Origin of the sequence: Nitratireductor aquibiodomus (genome assembly GCF_900105565.1) — a bacterium.
In the GTDB taxonomy this organism is placed as follows: domain Bacteria; phylum Pseudomonadota; class Alphaproteobacteria; order Rhizobiales; family Rhizobiaceae; genus Nitratireductor; species Nitratireductor aquibiodomus.
In genome coordinates, this window is record NZ_FNSL01000001.1 from 2,245,819 (window position 1) to 2,265,954 (window position 20,136).

Genomic DNA, 20,136 nt, shown 5'->3' on the forward strand with positions numbered 1-20,136 from the left:
GCAACCCCTGCGCCGGGTCAGATACCGCCCAGACCGTCCGAGCCGATGTAAGCGATGCGCAGCATGTTGGTTGCACCAGGCGTGCCAAGCGGCACGCCGGCGGTAACGATCACGCGGTTGCCGGGCTTGGCAAAACCCTCTTCATAGGCAATGCGGCAGGCACGGTTGACCATGTCGTCCAGGTCAGCGGCGTCCTCCGTCACCACGCAGTGCGTGCCCCAGACGAGCGACAGGCGCCGTGCGGTCTCCACCACCGGCGATAGAGCAATGATCGGCACCTGCGGCCGCTCACGGGCCGCACGCAGCCCGGTGGTACCCGAGGAGGTGTAGGAAATGATTGCCGAGAGATTCAGCGTCTCTGCGATCTGCCGTGCCGCCATGGAAATCGCGTCGGCGCCGGTCGGCTCCGGCTCGGTCCGCTGGCCGTAGATGATGGTCGGATAGGTGGGATCCTGCTCCACCTTGGTGGCGATTGAGTTCATTGTCGCAACCGCCTCGACCGGGTAGTCGCCGGCTGCGGATTCCGCCGACAGCATCACCGCGTCGGCCCCCTCGAAAACGGCGGTCGCAACGTCGGACACTTCCGCACGGGTCGGCACAGGCGCGGAGATCATCGATTCCAGCATCTGCGTGGCCACGACGACCGGTTTGCCGGCGCGGCGGCAGGCGCGGGTGATCTGCTTCTGAATGCCTGGAACGGCCTCGAGTGGCATTTCCACGCCAAGATCGCCGCGCGCCACCATGAGCGCATCGGACAGCTCGATGATCTCCGCAAGGCGCTTCACCGCCTGCGGCTTCTCGATCTTGGCGAGAAGCGCAGCCCGTCCGCGCGCCACCTTGCGCACCTCGGCCAGATCTTCGGGCCTCTGGATGAAGGAAAGCGCGATCCAGTCCACATCGGACGAGAGCACCGCATCGAGATCCTTGCGGTCCTTGTCGGTGAGCGCGCCCATGGGAAGATCGGTGTCGGGCAGGCTGACGCCCTTGCGGTCGGAAATCTTGTTGCCGGCCACCACCTCGCAGGTAATCGCCTTGCCGTTGTTCTTGAGCGCCTTGAGCTGCAACCGTCCATCGTCGATCAGCAAACGATGCCCCGGCTCCACCGATTTCAGGATCTCGGGATGCGGCAGGTGGACCCGCTTGTCATTGCCCGGCTCGGGATTGTCGTCGAGCGTGAAGGTCTGGCCGATGGAAAGCTCGACGCTCTTCTCGGCAAAGGTGCCCACGCGCAGTTTCGGCCCCTGCAGATCTGCAAGGATGCCAATGGGGTGACCGACCTTTCTCTCAACCGCCCGAATGCGTCCCACCAGGGTGCGCATCAGATCGTGGCTGGCATGGCTCATATTGATGCGGAACACATCGGCGCCGGCCTCGAAGAGGCGCTGGATGCTTTCTTCTTCCGAGGAGGCGGGCCCGAGCGTGGCGAGGATCTTAACCTTGCGATTGCGCCTCATTGGGAGGCGTCCGAATTCGTCAGTGTGTTGTTGTCGGCTGGCCCGTCGGTCAAATCCACCATCCAGTTTTCCTGCTCGCGCGTGTCATATTCCTGGAAGCCGGCACGCTGGAAGCCCCGCGCAAAACAATCATTGGTACCGGCGATCTTGAACTCGGTCAGTGCGACGCACATCTGCACCTTCCCCTCCCAGCGGCCGCCACTCGCAGCGTCCTCTGCGTAGAGATAGTAATAGCGTGATTCCAGCGGCCCCTCGATCAGCGTCTTGCAGCTCGATTTCTCGATCCGCCACCATCCCTCGCTCACCCAGCCCGAAGCGGTGCGGTATCCGATGGCGACACCAACGAGATTCTGTGTGGAATTGCAGACGCGGAAATCAGCAAACGCGGGCGTGGGCGCAATAACTGCGCCTCCCAGTCCGGTCGCGGCAGCAAGCAGAAAGGCCCCCCGGCGTTTCGCGTGTGACGCCCGTCGAAGCATTTTTGAGAACCTTGAATTCGACCTGAGCATATTTTCCTTTTCGGCAATGTCCGGCCCCCTGTCAACGCGCCATCGCCCGCCAGCACGTGTTTTCCATCACAGCCTTGCAGAACGGGGCACATCGTGAAAGGACGAGATTACGCTGTGATAAGCGCACATTTATGACCGCACCAGTTTTCCCGGGACCCGCCTGATGAACGCCTTCACCTTCACATCACCGTTCGAGCTGATTCCCGGTGATCCCGCCAGGGGGCTCGTACTGGTCGCCGACCATGCAAAGCGCGCTTTGCCCGAAACATACGGAGCGCTGGGCCTGCCGGCATCGGAGTTCGAACGCCATATCGCCTACGATATCGGTGTGGAGGCGGTATCCCGTGCGCTTGCCGAAAAACTGGGTGTACCGGCGGTTCTGGGCGGGTTTTCAAGGCTCCTTATCGATCCCAATCGAGGCATCAACGACCCGACCCTGATCCGGCAGCTCTACGACGGGACCATCATACCGGGGAACTATCCCCTCACCGCCGAGGAGCGGAAAAACCGCATCGATCGCTTTTATCTGCCCTTCCACAACGCCGTCGCGGACATGGTGAACGGCGTCGAGGCCGCGACCGGCCAGGCGCCGCTTATCATCGCAGTTCATTCCTTTACGCCATCTCTGCTCGGACGCAGGCGTCCGTGGGAGGTGGGTGTTCTATGGGACATCGACAACCGCGCGGCCGGTCCCCTGATCGAGGCGTTGAGGGCTGATGGCGATCTGACGGTGGGTGACAACGAACCCTATGACGGCGCCTATCCCGGTGACACCATGCACCGGCATGCCACGACGAGGGGTTTTCCCTATGCGCTCATCGAGATCCGCCAAGACCTGATTGCCGGCGAGGCCGGTGCGAAAGCCTGGGCATATAGGCTTGCCCCCATGCTTGAAGCCATCAACGCACGGCCCGATATGCATGAAGTAAGGCATTTTGGGTCACGAACGGACCATATGTGAAGGAGTACCCATGACAACGCTGACCGAGGCGCAGAAGCGCGATCTGGAGGCCGCCGCGTTTCGTCGGCTGGTCGACCATCTGCGTAACCGCACGGACGTCCAGAACATCGACATGATGAATCTCGCCGGCTTTTGCCGAAATTGCCTGTCCAACTGGTACAGGGACGCCGCCGAGGCCGAGGGGATCGCGCTTTCCAAGGAGGAATCGCGCGAGATCATCTACGGGATGCCCTATGACGAATGGCGCGCAAAGCACCAAACCGAAGCGACCGCGGAGCAGAAGGCGGCGTTCGAGGAAAATCGTCCCAAAGGCAACTAAAGCATTTTGCAGTCAGGTGGAATCACCTGACGTCCGCATAAATGCGGAAAAACAGAAAGAATAGAGCGGAGTGGCGTTTCCGTGAAACGGTGAACCGCTCCAGCGGACCCGCAATCTGGCAGCAGGAAGCCCGTTCAAGACAGCAAATCCCTTGACCGCCGGGCCTTGCTGGGGCATCGAACCTGCCACGCCTCAACGCCCCGACTCGCGGGCTTTCAGAACAATCGACCGGAGTTTCGCATGGCCGACGACATCACGACCGAGACCGCCGACACAGTGGCCGCAGGCCAGCTTCGCGCCTTTATAGAGCGTGTAGAGCGGCTTGAAGAAGACAAGAAGACCATTTCGGAAGACATCAAGGAAGTCTATGCCGAGATGAAGGCCAATGGCTTCGACACCAAAGCCGTGCGCTCGATCGTACGCCTGCGCAAGAAGGATCAGGCCGAGCGCCAGGAAGAAGAGGCGATGATCGACCTCTACAAGGCCGCGCTCGGCATGGAATGATTCCGGCGGAAAACCGGATAAAGAAAAGGGCGGCCCGGAGCCGCCCTTTCGCATTCATGGCCTGAGCAGCTATTCGATATCGAAAGAGACACCCTGCGCGAGCGGCAGTTCCTTGGAATAGTTCACCGTGTTGGTTGCGCGGCGCATATAGGCCTTCCAGGCGTCGGAGCCCGATTCGCGGCCACCACCGGTTTCCTTTTCACCACCAAACGCACCGCCGATTTCAGCACCGGAGGTGCCGATATTGACGTTGGCAATGCCGCAGTCGGAACCACGCGCGCTAAGGAATTCCTCGGCCTCACGCATATCGGTGGTGAACACGCAGGACGAGAGGCCCGCGCCCACGGCATTGTGAAGCTCGAGCGCTTCGTCGAAATCGCTATACTTCATCACGTAGAGGATGGGGGCGAAGGTTTCCTCCAGAACGACGCCCGCCTGCTCCGGCATCTCGACCAGGGCCGGATGCGCGTAATAGGCGTCTGCGTCGCCACTGTCGAAGCGCGCCCCGCCGACGACCTTGCCGCCGAGCTTCTTCGCCTCTTCGAGCGCCTTCTGCATGTTGTCGAAAGCGCCCTTGTCGATCAGCGGACCAACCAGCGCATCGGTCGTGAGCGGGCTGCCGACGGAAACCGATTCATACGCCTTGCGCAGACGCGGCAGCAGCGCGTCATAAACGGATTCGTGCACGAAGAGGCGGCGCAGCGTGGTGCAGCGCTGACCGGCCGTGCCCATGGCGCCAAAGGCGATGGCGCGCAGCGCCATATCCAAATCGGCCGAAGGGCAGACGATACCTGCATTGTTGCCGCCGAGTTCCAGAACAGCGCGGGCAAAACGCTGTGCAAGGCGCGGACCGACTTCGCGGCCCATGCGGGTGGAACCGGTGGCCGAAACCAGCGGCACCTTCGGATGATCGACCATCGCCTCGCCAACGGCGCGGTCGCCGATGATGACCGTGAGAAGGTCGGCCGGCGCGTCATCGCCAAAGCGCTTGACCGCACGCTTGAAGATCGCCTCGCAGGCAAGCGCCGTCAGCGGCGTCTTCTCAGACGGCTTCCACACGACGCTGTCGCCACAGACTAGGGCAAGAGCCGCGTTCCACGACCACACGGCAACCGGGAAGTTGAAGGCGGAGATGACGCCGACCACGCCGAGCGGATGCCAGGTTTCCATCATGCGATGTCCGGGACGCTCGGTGGCGATGGTCAGGCCATAGAGCTGGCGCGAGAGGCCGACCGCGAAATCGCAGATGTCGATCATCTCCTGGACCTCGCCGAGGCCCTCGGAACGGATCTTGCCGACCTCGATGGACACCAGGCGCCCGAGATCGTCCTTCGCCGCGCGCAGCTCCTCGCCCAGAAGGCGCACCAGCTCGCCGCGACGCGGACCGGGCACATTGCGCCATGCCTTGAAGGCCTGATGCGCCCGTTCCACGGCAGCGCCCGTCTGGTCAGCCGTGATGGATGACACCGCACCGATTTCCTCGCCGGTGACTGGTGTACGCACGGTAAGGTCACCGCCGGTGAAAGTCTTCTCGTCGACGCCGAGGCGCTTCAAAAGCTCGCTTGTTTCATTCTTGACGTTCATGGGTGCTTCGCTCCCTGGATAATCTTCTTGCGAAAACGCAGACGGATGCCGCGCGGCCGGACCGGCCCCTGGCCGGAATGTAGGGAGGGCCGTCCCGGATTGGAAATGGAAAATCGGACTGTATTCATGATGCAGGGTCATGCATATCCGCCCGATCGATGTCGGAAAGGCGCACTTCCTGGTCCGGCTAGATCGCCGTGCGTCCATCCGGACGCACAAAGGATGCTCTAGACTTGGGCGAGAATCCATGTGACGAAAGCGTCCGCCGATGGATTGTCGACGCCCAGCGGCCGCACGATGAAATAGCTGTTCTGCGTCTTGAGGGCTGTATCTCCCACCTGGGCCAGCACGCCGGAGCGCAGCTCCTCTTCGATCAGATAGGCGGGCACAAGCCCCGCACCGAGCCCCGCAGCTGCACCGGCAATCACCATGGTGAACTGATCGAACTGCTTGCCGGGAAGCGCCGGCACCTCTCCCAGACCGGCCTCATGCATCCAGTCACCCCAGGCGCCCGGCCGGCTCTGGAGATGCAGAAGCGGTGCTTCGAGCAATCCCGCGGGGCCTTCGACACCGTTCGTCTCGATGAACTGCGGCGACGCGACCGCGATCATCTCCTCGTCGCAGAACTTGGTGAGCTGCGCATCCGGCCAGTTGTCCCGGCCGAAATGAATGGCGACATCGAAACGCTCATGAGCCAGGTCGAACGGATTGATGCGGGCAGTCAGATTGATGCCGATCCCCGGGTGTGCCTTCTCAAAACCGGGCAGGCGCGGAATGAGCCAGCGACTTGCAAATGTGGGCAGGCTGGCCACATTCAGTGTCGCCCCCGACATGCCGGCGGCGATGGCGCGATGCAGGGTCTGGGTGATGCGGCTGAGATCGTCCTCGAGAGCATCGGCAAGGTTTTTGCCAGCCGGTGTCAGGACCACGCGCCGCCCGACCCGCCGGAACAGGCTGAAACCGAGCGCCGACTCCATGTCGCGGATATGGCGGCTGACAGCGCTCTGCGTCAGATTGAGCTCTTCGGCAGCCAGGGTGAAACTCTGATGCCGCGCCGCCGAGGCGAAGCTGCGCAAAACGGAGAAGGAAGGCAGAAAGCGCCGCGCAAACCTGTCTACCATCGTCGAAATAAAGCTCCCTCGCGGCCTTCCGCCGGCATATCGCTTCCGCATCTTATAGCGGCCCCAGCACCGAAATCACATATCCGGACCGAATTTCATGGATGCGCGTCGATCACGCCAGAGCGAGAATGCTGCGGGCGCTCTCCTCATCGGTGATGAAAACTGTTGGCTCGACCAGTTTCATGGCACCGATGAGCGCATCGATCTTGTCGTCACCACCGGAAGTCAGAATGCGCATCGGTGCCCGGCGCAGGCGGTCGACATCGACAGACATCACGCGGTCGTTGATCGGATGATCCACGAGCTGACCGTCGATATCGTAGAAATGGTAGAGGATGTCGCCCACCGCACCCTTTTCCTCCAGAGCCGCGCGCACCGTCTCGGTCAGATAGCCCCCGCGATAGAAAGTGGTGGCGGAGGCCAGACCGCCGACTGAGACGATAACGGCATCCAGTGTGTCGGCAAGCGCCAGAATCTCATGCAGACCGCAGCGCTCGACAAGCGCGGTTTTCGTTTCGACACTGTCGACCACGGCGGGTGCAGGAATGAGATAGCCATCACCCTGAAAAGCGCGCGCAAAACGCCATGCGAATTCAGCCGGATTGAAGCGGCGGGCAACGCCGACACCGCCCAGGAGCGAGATCACCTTGAAATCCGCCAGCGGCCGGGCGCGGATGAACGGCAGGGAGCCGAAAAGCGTGCGCCCCCAGCCGACACCGACCGACATGCCCGCTGCCATGACATCGGAAACGAAACTGCCGGTGGCTGCGCTGATCGCGGGAATGGGGTCCGCATTGGGGTCGGACAGCGGCGCGACGACGGCGCGCTCCAGCCCGAACCGCTCTTCCAGCGCGCGCTCGATGCGGGTTATCTCCGCAAGGTCGCCCTCGATGGTGATCTTCACCTCGTTGCGGGCCCGTGCATCGGCGAGCATCCGCACCACGCTGACACGGCCTATGCCGAGGATCTCCGCAATCTCGTTTTGCGTCTTCTGCTCGACGAAATACATCCATGCGGCGCGCACGCGCAGCCGGTCCGTCTTGCTGGTCACGCCACCCCTGACCGGCACAATCGCAATTTCCCCAGAACTGGTCGTACCGGCGGGCTGCCCAGCGGACTGTTTGTGCGCCTTCGCCTTGCTCATATGGTCTTCCTGCATTTTTCCCCGGAGCAGATACAAGCATCTAGCTTGATTTCCGGGAAGACCAAAACAATGATGTCGCCATCGGGTCAATGCCCGGCAGCGTAAAACTGCTTACCTGAGGATACTACTTTATGCTTCGTGATGCCTCGCAGGACATGGCGATTCACCTTAAGGACCGCTTGCGGGACATACGCGACTTTGTGCGTTCACACAGGCATGAGCGGCAGGCGACAGCCGCCGCAGGCAGGCACTTCAGCGATATGGAGAAGCTCCTGGCACGCGCTGCAAGCATGGTCGACGACACGCTGACACTTGCCGAGACCGCATCCAGGACCGTTCTTCCCGGTGCGCATAAGCACGAACTGGTCTTATGGCCCCTCGGTGAGTATTTCAGTGATCCGGGGTCAGGTGAACGTGCTTTCAGGCGTCATATGTATCGCGCAGCGAAAGCCCTGGCGGCCACATTGAAGGAAACCGAGCCACCGGTGATTCGCGAAACCGGTTTCACCGCAGCCCACGAGACATTACGCCAGCGGCAGGGCAACATTGTGCTGGCTCTAAGGAATGCTTCCGGACCTGAGATAAAGCGTTCGCTGTTGGCCGGGATGCTCGCACATCTCGTTCAGGACGTCTGCCGCAACGCGCTCAGCGATCCGGCGACGCCGGCTTCCGCACAGGATGCGAAAACAGCCATACGCGTCTTTGCGCCGGGGCTGCTCGCCTCCGCGCTCATGGCGTTCGACGACAGCCTCCCGGCTTCGGATCTGCTTGACATCGCGACGCTGGCCATCGCCGCCCGCCAGGACCGGATGGCCCGCAGCCTCGCGGCGGACCAGCCAATCGCCGACCTGACGGCTGTCTTCGAAAGCCTGCTCACGCATCTGCCATAGACGGTGTGATCAGGCAGCGGTCTCCAGAAGCTCCGAAAGCTGCTTCTTGGTGGCCTGGATGGAAGCAGGGCTCATGCTGAGTTCCGTCAGCCCCATGCGAATGAACTCCGGAATCAGATCGCTGCGCGCGGCAGCCTCGCCGCACATGCCGATCTCGATGCCTGCATCCATTGCCGCCTTCGCAGCCTGCTCCACGGCCGCCATAACGGCCGGATGAGCGGCATCATTGAGACTGGCAACCGAGGGGTTGAGACGATCCGCAGCCATCACATACTGGGTCAGGTCGTTGGTGCCGATCGAGAAGAAAGAAACTTCCTTTGCCAGAGCCGCGGCGCCGAAGACCGCAGCCGGCGTCTCGATCATGACCCCGAGCGGGAATTCGCCGCAGGCGACCCCCTCGGCTTTCAGCTCGGCTGCGCATTCATCGATGAGGGCACGCGTGCGGCGCACTTCTTCCACATCCGAGACCATGGGCAGCATCACCCGCAGATTGCCGTGAACGGCAGCGCGCAGAAGGGCACGAAGCTGAACCTTGAAGATATCCGTGCGGTCGAGGCACATGCGGATGCCGCGCCAGCCAAGGAACGGATTTTCCTCTTCCGGAAACTCAACGCCGGAGATCGGCTTGTCGCCGCCGATATCGAGCGTGCGCACGATCACCGGATGATCAGGGAATGCGCGTGCGAGTTCTGCATAAGTTTCCGCCTGCATGTCCTCGGAAGGCAGATGCATGTGGCGCATGAACAGAAGCTCGGTGCGGAACAGGCCGACACCCATCGCACCAGCCTCCTGCGCGGCTTCCACTTCTTCGAGCGAACCCAGATTGGCCGCCACCTGGATGACCGTGCCATCGGTCCGGCGCGGCACCACGTCCTTGTAAGCCTTGAGGGCTTCCCTTTCGCGGGCGGCGGCACCGATCATCTCGTCAAAGCGTGCGCGGGTTGCCGCATCCGGCTCGACAACGACCTGGCCAGTATGGCCGTCGATCGCTGCTTCTTTTGCCTCACGCAACTGATTGACGGCGTCCCCGAGGCCAAGCACGGCCGGAATGCCGTGCGTGCGGGCAATGATCGCCACATGCGAAGTCGCGCCACCGTGACCGCACACCACGCCACCAAGACGCTTGAGCGGCGCGCGCGCAAGATCCCAGGCACCGATATCCTCGGCAACCAGAATGGCACCGTCGGGAATGTCGTCCAGACGTGCATCTTCCTGTCCCAGCAGCGTCAGGCAGATCTGCCGCGCAATGGACTCCATATCCTCTGCCCGCGCGGCCATATAGGCATCGTCCAGCTTACGGAAATCATCCGCCAGGCGCGAAGATGCAGCGATGACCGCTGAAACCACGTCCAGTCCGCCATCAATGGCGGCGAGCGTCTCATCGCGCAGCGCATCGTCGGAAGCTATGTCACGCAGGGCCGCGACGATACCACGGTCGCTCTCCTGCATTCCGTCGGAAGCAAGTGAACGGTCGAGTTTTTCCTGAAGCCGCAGAATGGCGTCTTCGAAGCGCTTCTTCTCCGGAGCGATCTCATCTGCCGACAGCGTCTTGTTTGCCGGAACGATCTGCTGCGGAAAATGCGCAAAGACCGGGCCGAGGCCGAGGCCTGCGCTGGCGGCAACACCGTGGATCCCCCCGTCCGCCACGGGGCTGGCTACCTCCGTCGCAGCTTTCTTTGCGGCATGTTCCTTCTGTGGCGGGACGGGTTGCGTCACGTTCTCGCCCGCACCTTCCTCGACACCAGAAAGCGGGTTCTCCAGATAGGCGATGAGCGCATCGACGGCTTCAATCGCATCGGCACCATCGGCACGAATGGAGACTTCGTCATTCTCCTTCACGCCGAGCAGCATCAGCTTGACCGAACTCTTGGCACTGACGGCCTTCTCTCCCTTGACGATCTCCACATCGCTCTCGAACCCCTTGGCGAGGCGCACGAAGCGTGTTGCGGGTCGGGCGTGCAGGCCGTCCTGCACTCGGACAATGGTCGAGCGTTCCATACCGGTCTCGTATCTCTGTCTTCGATTTCGTGACGGCGTCAGGCGCCGATGGTGATCACGGCATCCGTCTTCAGCGCCGCGACAAGCTTGTCCGGCTCTACTACGGACGCGCAGATCTCGCCAGGACGCTCCACGGCAGTCGCGCCGTTGAAATTCACCACGACATGTCCGATCTCGCGCACCTTGTTCCATGCCGCATCGCCCATGGCGGTCACTTCGGCGCTCACGCCATCGCCAATCGAAACGCGTGTGCCGGGCACGGGCGCATCATCGCTCGGGCCATCTACCACCGCATGAAGCACCGAAACCTCGGCAAGTTCCTCCGGCGCACCGTCAGCGAACAGAATCAGGACACCGCCCTCGGCAAGATCCGCGACTTCCGGACCGACTGCGGTTATGCGCGTTTTGAGAAACACCGACATTCAAGAAAACTCCATGCAGACTAGAGCATCGGACCGAAAAGTGAAATCCGGTTTTCGGATTGTTCCGATGCTCGATCAATAGTTTAGATCGCCCCTTGTGCGTCCGGATGGACGCACGGCGATCTGGTATTCCGGAAACGGCGGCCACCCGAAGGCAGCCGCCGGCTCCAATGATTAAAGCACCACCAGGCTGACAGCCCAGGCGAGAGCCACGGAAACCGGGCCCATGATCTGACGGCTGATAAGAACTGCCGGGACGCCGATTTCGATAGTCTTGGGCTTGGCTTCGCCGAGCGCGAGGCCCACCGGCACGAAGTCACAGCCCACCTGCGTGTTGTAGGCAAACAGCGCCGGCAGCGCCATGGCGGGCGAAATCGTGCCATTGGCAATCTGCGGACCGATGATCGCCACGCCGATCACCTGCGCAATCACCGCGCCCGGCCCGAGAATGGGCGACAGGAACGGCAGGCCGCAGATGGCCGAGATGATGAGCAGGCCGATAATGTTGTTTGCCAGCGGCCCCATGGGCTGAGCGAGAACATCGCCGATGCCCGTATAGAGGATCAGGCCGATCAGCATGGTCACGAAGGCCATGAAGGGCAATACGTTGCGGACCACCTGGTCGATGGTGCGGCGGCCGGCGTTGAAGAAAATACCGACAACGCGACCCATGACACGGCCGACACTGCTGATGAGCCCCACAAGGCCACCCTCACTGGAGGGTGCCGGCGCAGCGGCAGAGGCGGTGGCCTGTTCCGCGGCGTCGCCGGCACTGGCAGCACCACCGGCAACCGTTGCCGCCTCGCTCCCGTCAGCCATCTCGATGCTCTCCGGCGTGATACCGGAGACATAGATGTCCTCGGTGATGAACTGGGCGAGCGGACCCGCCTGGCCGACCGGGGTCAGGTTGACGGTTGGAATGCGCTTGCGCGGATAAACGCCGCAGCGCGCGGTACCGCCGCAATCGACCACGACCACAGCCATCTCGCTTTCGATCGGCGGGCTCTTGAAGCCGTCGACCGCTTCGGCGCCGGTCATGTCCGCAATGCGCTGCGCCACCGGATGAATGCCGCCACCCGTGACGGATACCACCTTGTTGCGCTGCGCCGTCGGTTCGATCACCAGAGGGCCGCCCCAGCCGGAGGAGCCCTTCGAAATCTTTACTGCTTTATATGTTTTCGCCATGTCCTGCCCCTCCCCTAGAGCTCAACGCCCTGGCGGCGCGCCATGATGGCGGTGATCTTCTCGGTCAGCATACCCTTGAGAAGGATGACAACGAGGCCGACCAGCGCATACCAGATCGCCACGGTGATGTGATAACCACCGGGAACAATGCCCTGGCTCTCAAGCTCGAGCAGCGCGACGAGGATGCCGCCCCAGACGAAATACTCGCCCGGATTGATATGCGGGAACAGGCCGAGCGGCGGGTGCACATAAGACACCGCAGCGTCATAGAACGCCGGCTTGTGCTTTTCTTCCAGGAACGAGCCGAAGGTGTATGCCATCGGGTTGGTGAGGAAGAAAACCGCAAGAACCGGAAGAACCGTGTAGCGTGTGAGCGCGATGCGCCCCGCGCTCTGCGCGAGCCCGTGAACGCGCTTTTCGCCCACCAGTTCGGTGATGGCGTAGAACGCCGTCATCAGCACGACCAGCGTCGGAATGATGCCGGTGACGAAGCCGGCGAACACTTCGCCGCCTTTCTGGAAGATGCCGATGAAGTATTTGCCGGCAGCCGTGAGCCAGCCAAGCTGCTCTTCCTGGGCAACCGAATCCAGCTTCTGCCGGAACTCTTCGACCGAAATGTCGCTGCCTGCCTGGGCAAGCACGACAAGATCATTGGCTGCCGCCTTGGCGGCCAGCTTGCCGGTGAGCGCGGCATCGCCCGCCACCGCCCCGGCCATGTGCAGCCCCTGCATGGCCGTATCGGCATGCTGGGCCATTAATGAAATGACAGACATAGTCCTCCCTCTCTCTTCTGCCCACCTCGTTGCTTGAGCCCCGGTGAGCGTGCAATCCCGTATGTCATGCTTTTGCCGCGGCCAGAGATTCCCGAAGCGGCGGTTCATCCCCCGCTCGCGTACGGTCTATCTGCGCCACTGCCTGGGTGATTGCCGCAGTAAGGCCAGGCTTGTCTTCACCGAAGATCGCCGGCTCGGCCCGCAGCGCATCGAGGGTCATGCCCTCGAATTCCTCATGTCGTTTGAACTTTGCAAAAACCGATCGCCCGCTCATTGTCAGAACGCGGCGGACGGAAAGATCCGGCGCGACAACGACAATGGCAATCGCCCCGCGCTTCAGAAAGCGGCCGTGAAAAGCGCCCGTTCCCACAAAGCCGTCCGTGTATTTCTGCGTGATGCCCTTGAAGACATCGGAGTAGTGTCGCATCTGCAGCCAGACGCCGTAGGACTGCAAAGCCCATACGACCGCGAGGAGCAGGAGCCCCCATTGCCATATTGCCATCAGGCCGTTCCTCCCGAAACGCTTATTCCAAGCGCACGCACTGCATACTCGTTAATCCCGAACTAAGAACATTTGTTTTTTAGAATGTCAAATTGTATATTCCTTTGAGCCTGGAGCGTGGGCTTATTTGGTTGGAACCCGCCCGCTGCGTGCTATTGTCCGGGCGAAGGAGTTCAGCGTTGGACCTCGATTTCAAAAACGAACTGGCCGTCATGCCCGATCTGCGCCATCGGCTACGTCAATTGCGCTGGTTTCGGGCAACATTTCGCGGCAACGCGAAGGCGGTGACGCAGCACTATGGCGTTGAGTTCGTGGTAAGCGAGGAGAAGCTGACACGCGTCTTTCTCGACTGGGTGGAAATGGTGGATGCGCAAAAAGCCTATGCCAGGCTCGATCGCGGCGATTTCATCATCTACGCCGCCGGGCTGGCGCTGAAGGAGATGATCCGCCACGCCCCCGTCTCCATTGCTCAGGTAAGCGCTGTTTCAAGCGCAGCCGACAATGCCGACATCGTGACCTTCTGGCCTGAGGGTTTCCTTTATACAAACTATTGCGTCTGCGCGATTGCTGCCATCTTCGAGCAGGAGTTTGGCCAGACGCCACACCTCAACCGCTGCGCTGACGACCTGCGCACCTGGTGGTCTTACCGCGAGAATACGCGCGAAATGCCTGCCTCCGCAGTCGCGTTTCTTGATCGGTTTTTCGGCGCGGAACCCAACTGGGTGGCGCCTGATCTGATCGAGGGACGGCTGGCCATGCGTACGGCGATGGAAGCGAAGCGCAGGAGCATCGAGGCTCCCTCAATCTTCCCCGATCCCGCGACGTGAAAGAGCGTCTGCCGGAGCCCGTCCCCACATCAGTTTCAATTCAATTTGGAGTTTCCATGAGCAAGCCCCTGATCATATTCGATTGCGACGGTGTCCTTGTCGACAGCGAACCGCTTGCCGCAATCGCCTATGAGCGCGTCTACAACAAGCATGGCCTTGCGCTGACCCGTGATGTGGTCGGCCAGTGCATCGGTATGAAGCAGGCCGATATCATCGTCCGTATTGAAGAACTTACAGGACACGCTTTTCCCGCCCACGCCGAAGGAGACATCTGGCTGGAGACCAGGGCGCTTCTTGAGGAAGAGCTGGAGCCGACACGCGGCATTCTCCCGTTCCTGCGCAATCTTGAAACCGCACGCTGTGTCGCCTCGTCCTCCTCGGTGGAAAGGATTGCGCTAAGCCTTGATGTGGCCGGCATTGCGGAATTTTTCGCAGACAATGTCTTCAGCACGTCGATGGTGAAGAACGGCAAGCCGGCCCCGGACATCTTCCTGTTCGCAGCCGAAAAGCTCGGCGGCGAGCCCACCGCCTCCGTGGTCATCGAGGATTCGCCATTCGGTGTGCAGGGTGCGGTTGCAGCCGGCATGACCGCGATCGGCTTCACTGGCGGCAGCCACACCTTCGACGGTCATGCGGAGAAACTGCAGGCCGCCGGAGCCCACGCCACGTGCGCAAGCTGGAGCGAGGTGGAGACCGAGCTCACCCGGCGCGGCTTCATCCGCGAAACCGTAGCGGACCTTTAGAGCATTTTGCAGCCAGGTGGAATCACCTGACGTCCGCATAAATGCGGAGAAACAGATAGATAGAGCGGAGTGGCGTTTCCATGAAACGATGATCCGCTCTAAAGAAAAGGCGCTGCCCGTGATGATCCAGGCAGCGCCAAGTTACGCGGTCAAAGTTCCAGGGTTACCCCCGGTTGCCCACCCCAACAGCGGCCTGTCTTTTCGTCATAACGACAAGCCGCTCCCCCTCTGCTTCCCCGGCAACGAGCCCCTCAGCAAACCGGGGACGCAAATCAAACCAGCATCGCCATCGGATTTTCGATGACCTTCTTGAAGGCGGCGAGGAGTTCGGCGCCAAGCGCGCCGTCCACCGCACGGTGATCGGTCGACAGCGTCACCGACATCACGGTCGCAACCTTCACCTCGCCATCCTTCACCACGGCTCGGCTCTCGCCAGCACCGACCGCGAGGATCGTCGCGTGCGGCGGGTTGATGACGGCGGCGAAGTCCTTGATGCCGAACATGCCGAGATTGGAAACGGCCGTGTTGCCCCCCTGGAACTCTTCCGTCTTCAGCTTGCGCGAACGCGCCCGCGTGGCCAGATCCTTCATCTCGTTCGAGATGGCCGACAGCGTCTTCTCGTCGGCGCGGCGAATGATCGGCGTGATCAGCCCGCCGGGGATCGACACGGCAACGCCCACATCGGCGTGTCTGTGCTTTACCATGGCGCTTTCGGTCCAGGAGACATTCGCCTCCGGCACCATGGCAAGTGCCTTGGCGTGGGCCTTGATCACCATGTCGTTGACCGACAGCTTGTAAGCCGGCTTCTCGCCATCCTCGGTCTTCACCTTCGGCGCGGCCTCGTTCAACTGCTTGCGCAGTGCCAGAAGCGCGTCGATCTCGCAATCGAGCGTCAGGTAGAAATGCGGAATGGTGGACTTGGCCTCGACCAGACGACGGGCGATGGTCTTGCGCATGCTGTCATGCGGGATCAGCTCGTAAGAACCTTCCTCGAACAGTTTCATGACCTGATCGTCGGACATGGCCTGCGCCGCGGCGGGAGCCGAAGCCGGAGCGGCGGCAGCTTTCGCACTGCCATCCTTGCCAGCCGCTTCCACATCGGCTTTCACGATCCGGCCCTTGGGCCCGGAACCTGAAATCGCCGAAAGGTCGAGACCCGCTTCCTTTGCAAGACGGCGGGCAAGCGGAGAGGCGCGAACAGCGGAAGCCGAAGCCACGGCCGCAACCGGAGTGGCAGCCGAAGCAGGCGGTTCAGCCGAAGCCGGTGCTTCAGCCTTTGCCGGCTCTTCAGCCACGGCTTCAGCGGGCGCTGCGGCAGGCGCATCGGCAACGGCCTCGCCTTCCTCATAGACCCACGCCACAACCTCGCCGACCGGAATGTCGATGCCTTCCTTGCCGGTGATGTTGCGAAGGATGCCGGCGGCGGGAGAGTCGATCTCCATCGCCGCCTTGTCGGTCTCGATCTCGAAGAGGACGTCGCCCTTCTTCACCGTCGCGCCTTCCTCCACCAGCCAGGAGGAGATGCGACCGGTCGTCATGTCCATGTCGACCTTGGGCAGGATGACTTCAACAGCCATGTCAGCGCGCCCCCGTAACCAGCTCGCGGGCTGCCTTGACGATGCCGTCGACCTGCGGAACCGTCGCCTTTTCCAGCTCCGGATTGTAGGGGATCGGCGTTTCCGCGCCGCCCAGACGGACGACCGGAGCGTCGAGATAGTCGAAGGCCTCGCTCTCGGCAATCATGGCCGAAATCTCGGCGCCGACGCCAAGCGTCTTCACGCCCTCATAGACGCACATCAGGCGGGACGTCTTGCACACGCTCTGGATGATCGTCTGACGATCCATCGGGCGGACGGTGCGCAGGTCGATGACCTCCACGTCGATGCCCTCTTCGGCGAGCTGCTTTGCAGCATCCAGCGACTTGTGAACCATGATCGAGGTGGCGACAATGGTGAGGTCGACACCCTCGCGCCGCACCTCGGCCTTGCCGATCGGCACCGTGTAATAGCCCTCCGGCACCTCGCCCTTCATCTTGTAAAGGATCTTGTGCTCGTAGATCATCACCGGATCGGGGTCCTCGATGGCCGCGAGCAGCATGCCCTTCGCATCGTGCGGGGTGGCCGGCTGAATGACCTTCAGACCCGGCACATGGCCAAGCCACGCTTCGAGGCTCTGGCTGTGCTGTGCGGCCGCACCCGTTCCGGACCCGGCAGGAAAGCGCATGACGACCGGCACCGAAACGGCACCGCCCAGCATGTAGCGCATCTTGGCCGCCTGGTTGACGATCTGCTCCATGGCGAGCGTCGCGAAATCGGAGAACTGGAACTCGAAGATCGGGCGCATGCCGGTCACGGCTGCACCAACTGCGACGCCAGCGCCGCCCAGCTCCGAGATCGGCGTGTCCATCACGCGCTCGGGGCCGAAGCGTTCCACCAGATCACCGGTGACCTGGAATGCGCCACCATAGACGCCAATATCCTCGCCCATCAGAAACACGCGTTCATCGCGCTCCATGGCGATGGCCATAGCTTCCTGGATGGCCTGCGCGTAGCTCAGTTCACGCGTGGCTGTCTCGACTTGCGCGTCCATCAGGCCTGCTCCGTGTAGACGTATTTCTCAAGATTGGCGACTTCGGGCATCGGGCTTTCCTTGGCAAACTCGATGCCGGCCTCGATCTCCTTGCGGACGGATTCGCGGATGTCCTCAATGCCGTTCTGATCGATGACACCGAACTCGACGAGCTCGGCTTCAAACGCCTCGATCGGATCGCGTTCGGTCATCCACTCTTCGATCTCTTCCTTGGTGCGGTAGCGGTTGCGGTCGCTCTTGGAGTGACCGCGATAGCGATAGGTCTTGCACTCGATGAGCGTCGGTCCCTCGCCGTTGCGTGCGCGCTCGGTCGCTTCGTGCATGGCCTCCGCCACATCCGACACGACATTGCCGTTGACGATCACGCCCGGCATGGCATAGGCGGCGGCACGGTCGGCGATGTTGGGAACCGCCGTCGCGCGGGCGACGGAGGTGGACATGCCATAACCGTTGTTTTCGCAGACGAAAACAACCGGCAGCTTCCAGATGGCCGCCATGTTGAGCGCCTCGTGGAATGCGCCCTCATTGTTTGCACCGTCGCCGAAGAAACAGACGACGACATTGCCGGTCTTCATCTTCTTTGCAGTCAGCGCGGCGCCCACTGCAATCGGCAGACCGCCGCCGACAATGCCGTTTGCGCCGAGATTGCCCGTCGACACATCGGCGATGTGCATGGAGCCGCCGCGGCCACGGCAATAACCGGTCGTCTTGCCGAAGAACTCGGCGAACATGCGCGAAACGTCAGCACCCTTGGCAATGCAGTGGCCGTGGCCACGGTGCGTGGAGGTGATCTGATCTTCGTCGGAAAGACCGAGGCAGATGCCGACAGCACTTGCTTCCTGACCGATGGACAGGTGCATCGTGCCGTGGATCAGGCCACGCATGTAGCTTTCTTCCGCGCCTTCCTCGAACTGGCGGATCAGATACATCTTGCGCAGCGCATCGCGCAGCTTGTCCTGATCGAACTGCCTGTAGATAAAAGGCTGGTTGGCGCCGTCTTTTTTTGCGGCGCCCTTCTTGGCCGTGGCCGACATATTCATGCTCCTGTCTAGCCGTAAACGAGCTTGTCCTGACGTGCGCGCAGCTCAGCGATCTTCGAACCGGCCGGCGGTGCAGCGTTGTCGGACGTGATGAGTTCGCCCTTCTTGATGGGCTTGGTGACCGTGCCGCCCTGAAGCAGGCCGCAGGGGATCGCCTTGGATGCACGCGCTTCCGGCACCGTCATGACCCATGCGCGGTAGCAGTACTCGCCAATCGCATCCAGCGTATCGCCCGGCTGCATGTCCTTCTTGGCGACGGCACAGACTTCCGCCACCGGCTTGTCCAGCGGCACCATGTCCGGCTTGCCGTAGAGAACGACGCGGGCGCAGGTGAGCGGCACTTCCAGCGAGGTCAGGTGGTAGGGACGATGGAAGGTGAAGTAAGGGCCCTTGCCCATCTTCAGGTCTTCCATGCGCTCGGAAATGCGCGGATGCGACATGTCGGCGACAACGAAGACGCCGGGCGCTACGCCCTTGCCAATGGAGTAGTCCACCACGCCAACGCGCGACAGCACGCCGCCGTCCTTTTCCGGCACCAGCACGGAGGACAATTCGTCCAGCGTCGCCTTGGGGCCATGCATGCCCGGCTTGTCCGGCACGAGACCGGTGGCGTTGGCGATGGCCGCCATTTCGACCATGGTCTTGGAACCGTCGACGAACTCGACCAGCATACGCACATTCATGTTGCGGCGCGCTGCTTCCTCGGCATAGTCGTCCGGGATCGCATCGATGTTGAGCGGGTTGTTCTTGCCCTTGCCGGCCGCGACGATGGGATGCCCCATGGCCGAAACGAACTCGATCAGTTCCATGCAGGAAGACGGCTCATCGCCGGCACCCAGCGAATAGGTGACGCCCAGACGGTCGGCTTCGCTCTTCAGATAAGCACCGATGGTGACGTCAGCCTCGACATTCATCATGACGAGGTGCTTGCCGTGCTCCATGGCCCTCAGGCCGATTTCAGCACCGACAGCCGGAACACCGGTCGCGTCGATCACCACGTCGATGAGATCGTTCTCCAGAAGAAGATCGGCATTGTTGGTGACAGCAACTTTGCCGGCTTCCATCGCCCCGGTCATTGCGGACTGGCTGTCCGCTTCCTTGGCATGGCCTTCTTCCTGATAGGCGATATCCACGGCGCGGCTTGCCGCAGGCAGGTTCAGCTCCGAAATGGCGCCGATTTCGATACCCGGCATATGAGCGACGCGGGTGACGATATCAGTGCCCATTTCGCCAGAGCCCACAAGGCCGATGCGAATCGGCTTGCCGGACTTGGCCCGATCCTCGAGATCCCGGGCAAGGCCGGTAAGCGCAACGTTGGCAGACATTTCTGACCACTCTCCCAGATGGACGTTTCCTCGGTCCGAGGCTTATTGAACATCTGTTTTGGTGTCAATACGAATGTCCATTCCGGGAGTAACCTGCGCCAATCAGCCGTCGCCGCCGCGGGTGCGCGCGCCGAAGCAAGCCTGCCGTTAGGGAAAGTGCAGATCGTAACATTCCAGCATTTGTGAACGCTCTGTTTCAAAATTTCGATCTGACGAAACGAACAGGCACTCCCTAAATGAGGAACC

Annotated in this window: 20 protein-coding genes; 6 read left to right on the forward strand and 14 right to left on the reverse strand. The window is 61.8% G+C overall.

The window, feature by feature from the left end:
- Positions 1-17: 17 nt before the first annotated feature.
- Both pyk and BLW55_RS10670 read right to left on the reverse strand, forming a co-directional pair.
- Positions 18-1,454 (reverse strand): pyruvate kinase, encoded by a 1,437-nt coding sequence (gene pyk / locus BLW55_RS10665; protein WP_007008281.1) that lies wholly within the window; start codon positions 1,452-1,454, stop codon positions 18-20.
- Complete coding sequence (locus tag BLW55_RS10670; RefSeq protein WP_244509042.1) at positions 1,451-1,933, reverse strand: DUF1036 domain-containing protein; 483 nt, start codon at positions 1,931-1,933, stop codon at positions 1,451-1,453. Before BLW55_RS10670 ends, pyk begins: the two co-directional genes overlap by 4 nt.
- A 193-nt stretch (positions 1,934-2,126) precedes the next feature.
- Here BLW55_RS10670 and BLW55_RS10675 point away from each other — a divergent pair, with 193 nt between their 5' ends.
- From BLW55_RS10675 to BLW55_RS10685, 3 genes are all read left to right on the forward strand, one after another.
- A complete protein-coding gene (locus BLW55_RS10675) occupies positions 2,127-2,924 on the forward strand; it encodes an N-formylglutamate amidohydrolase (RefSeq protein ID WP_090328775.1) in 798 nt (265 codons plus the stop codon).
- A 10-nt stretch (positions 2,925-2,934) separates the two neighbouring features.
- Complete coding sequence (locus tag BLW55_RS10680) at positions 2,935-3,243, forward strand: DUF1244 domain-containing protein (protein WP_007008279.1); 309 nt, start codon at positions 2,935-2,937, stop codon at positions 3,241-3,243.
- Between the two features lie 240 nt (positions 3,244-3,483).
- On the forward strand, positions 3,484-3,747 hold the full coding sequence (locus BLW55_RS10685) for a DUF2312 domain-containing protein (protein ID WP_007008278.1): 264 nt from the start codon (positions 3,484-3,486) through the stop codon (positions 3,745-3,747).
- 69 nt (positions 3,748-3,816) lie between these two features.
- Here BLW55_RS10685 and amaB read toward each other — a convergent pair whose 3' ends face one another.
- The 3 genes from amaB to BLW55_RS10700 all read right to left on the reverse strand — a co-directional run bounded on the left by amaB (position 3,817) and on the right by BLW55_RS10700 (position 7,596).
- Positions 3,817-5,331, reverse strand: coding sequence for an L-piperidine-6-carboxylate dehydrogenase (amaB, locus tag BLW55_RS10690; protein ID WP_090328777.1), 1,515 nt, complete (start codon positions 5,329-5,331; stop codon positions 3,817-3,819).
- A gap of 227 nt (positions 5,332-5,558) precedes the next feature.
- Entirely contained in the window at positions 5,559-6,452 is an 894-nt protein-coding gene (locus tag BLW55_RS10695; protein WP_090328779.1) for a LysR substrate-binding domain-containing protein, read from the reverse strand.
- Positions 6,453-6,564: 112 nt separating this feature from the next.
- Positions 6,565-7,596: a sugar-binding transcriptional regulator gene (locus BLW55_RS10700; RefSeq protein ID WP_090329962.1), complete on the reverse strand. Its 1,032-nt coding sequence runs from the start codon at positions 7,594-7,596 to the stop codon at positions 6,565-6,567.
- Between the two features lie 131 nt (positions 7,597-7,727).
- Between BLW55_RS10700 and BLW55_RS10705 the strand changes: the two genes are divergently transcribed.
- Positions 7,728-8,486: a hypothetical protein gene (locus BLW55_RS10705; RefSeq protein ID WP_244509043.1), complete on the forward strand. Its 759-nt coding sequence runs from the start codon at positions 7,728-7,730 to the stop codon at positions 8,484-8,486.
- 9 nt (positions 8,487-8,495) lie between these two features.
- Here the strand turns inward: BLW55_RS10705 and ptsP are convergent, their stop codons facing one another.
- The 5 genes from ptsP to BLW55_RS10730 form a co-directional block, all read right to left on the reverse strand.
- Positions 8,496-10,484, reverse strand: coding sequence for a phosphoenolpyruvate--protein phosphotransferase (ptsP, locus tag BLW55_RS10710; RefSeq protein WP_090328781.1), 1,989 nt, complete (start codon positions 10,482-10,484; stop codon positions 8,496-8,498).
- 38 nt (positions 10,485-10,522) lie between these two features.
- Entirely contained in the window at positions 10,523-10,906 is a 384-nt protein-coding gene (locus tag BLW55_RS10715) for a PTS glucitol/sorbitol transporter subunit IIA (RefSeq protein WP_025031174.1), read from the reverse strand.
- Between the two features lie 174 nt (positions 10,907-11,080).
- Complete coding sequence (gene srlE, locus BLW55_RS10720) at positions 11,081-12,091, reverse strand: PTS glucitol/sorbitol transporter subunit IIB (RefSeq protein WP_090328783.1); 1,011 nt, start codon at positions 12,089-12,091, stop codon at positions 11,081-11,083.
- A gap of 14 nt (positions 12,092-12,105) precedes the next feature.
- Positions 12,106-12,846: a PTS glucitol/sorbitol transporter subunit IIC gene (gene srlA, locus BLW55_RS10725; protein WP_425286778.1), complete on the reverse strand. Its 741-nt coding sequence runs from the start codon at positions 12,844-12,846 to the stop codon at positions 12,106-12,108.
- A gap of 82 nt (positions 12,847-12,928) precedes the next feature.
- Complete coding sequence (locus tag BLW55_RS10730; protein ID WP_007009752.1) at positions 12,929-13,366, reverse strand: transcriptional regulator GutM; 438 nt, start codon at positions 13,364-13,366, stop codon at positions 12,929-12,931.
- Between the two features lie 179 nt (positions 13,367-13,545).
- On the opposite strand from BLW55_RS10730, the gene BLW55_RS10735 reads away from it, so the two are divergent.
- Together BLW55_RS10735 and BLW55_RS10740 are read left to right on the forward strand one after the other, a co-directional pair.
- Positions 13,546-14,193 (forward strand): hypothetical protein, encoded by a 648-nt coding sequence (locus BLW55_RS10735; RefSeq protein ID WP_090328787.1) that lies wholly within the window; start codon positions 13,546-13,548, stop codon positions 14,191-14,193.
- 56 nt (positions 14,194-14,249) lie between these two features.
- Positions 14,250-14,936: an HAD family hydrolase gene (locus BLW55_RS10740; protein WP_090328789.1), complete on the forward strand. Its 687-nt coding sequence runs from the start codon at positions 14,250-14,252 to the stop codon at positions 14,934-14,936.
- Positions 14,937-15,208: 272 nt separating this feature from the next.
- Here BLW55_RS10740 and BLW55_RS10745 read toward each other — a convergent pair whose 3' ends face one another.
- Genes BLW55_RS10745 through BLW55_RS10760 form a run of 4 tightly spaced genes read right to left on the reverse strand, consistent with a single transcriptional unit; the run spans position 15,209 to position 19,890 of the window.
- Positions 15,209-16,513 carry a pyruvate dehydrogenase complex dihydrolipoamide acetyltransferase gene (locus BLW55_RS10745; RefSeq protein WP_090328791.1) on the reverse strand — a complete coding sequence of 435 codons (1,305 nt, stop codon included), beginning with the start codon at positions 16,511-16,513 and terminating at the stop codon, positions 15,209-15,211.
- A 1-nt stretch (position 16,514) separates the two neighbouring features.
- Positions 16,515-17,525: an alpha-ketoacid dehydrogenase subunit beta gene (locus tag BLW55_RS10750; protein ID WP_090328793.1), complete on the reverse strand. Its 1,011-nt coding sequence runs from the start codon at positions 17,523-17,525 to the stop codon at positions 16,515-16,517.
- Entirely contained in the window at positions 17,525-18,559 is a 1,035-nt protein-coding gene (locus tag BLW55_RS10755) for a thiamine pyrophosphate-dependent dehydrogenase E1 component subunit alpha (RefSeq protein ID WP_007010820.1), read from the reverse strand. The genes BLW55_RS10750 and BLW55_RS10755 overlap by 1 nt, the downstream gene beginning before the upstream one ends.
- A 14-nt stretch (positions 18,560-18,573) precedes the next feature.
- Entirely contained in the window at positions 18,574-19,890 is a 1,317-nt protein-coding gene (locus BLW55_RS10760) for an NAD(P)H-dependent oxidoreductase (protein ID WP_090328795.1), read from the reverse strand.
- Positions 19,891-20,136 lie beyond the last annotated feature (246 nt).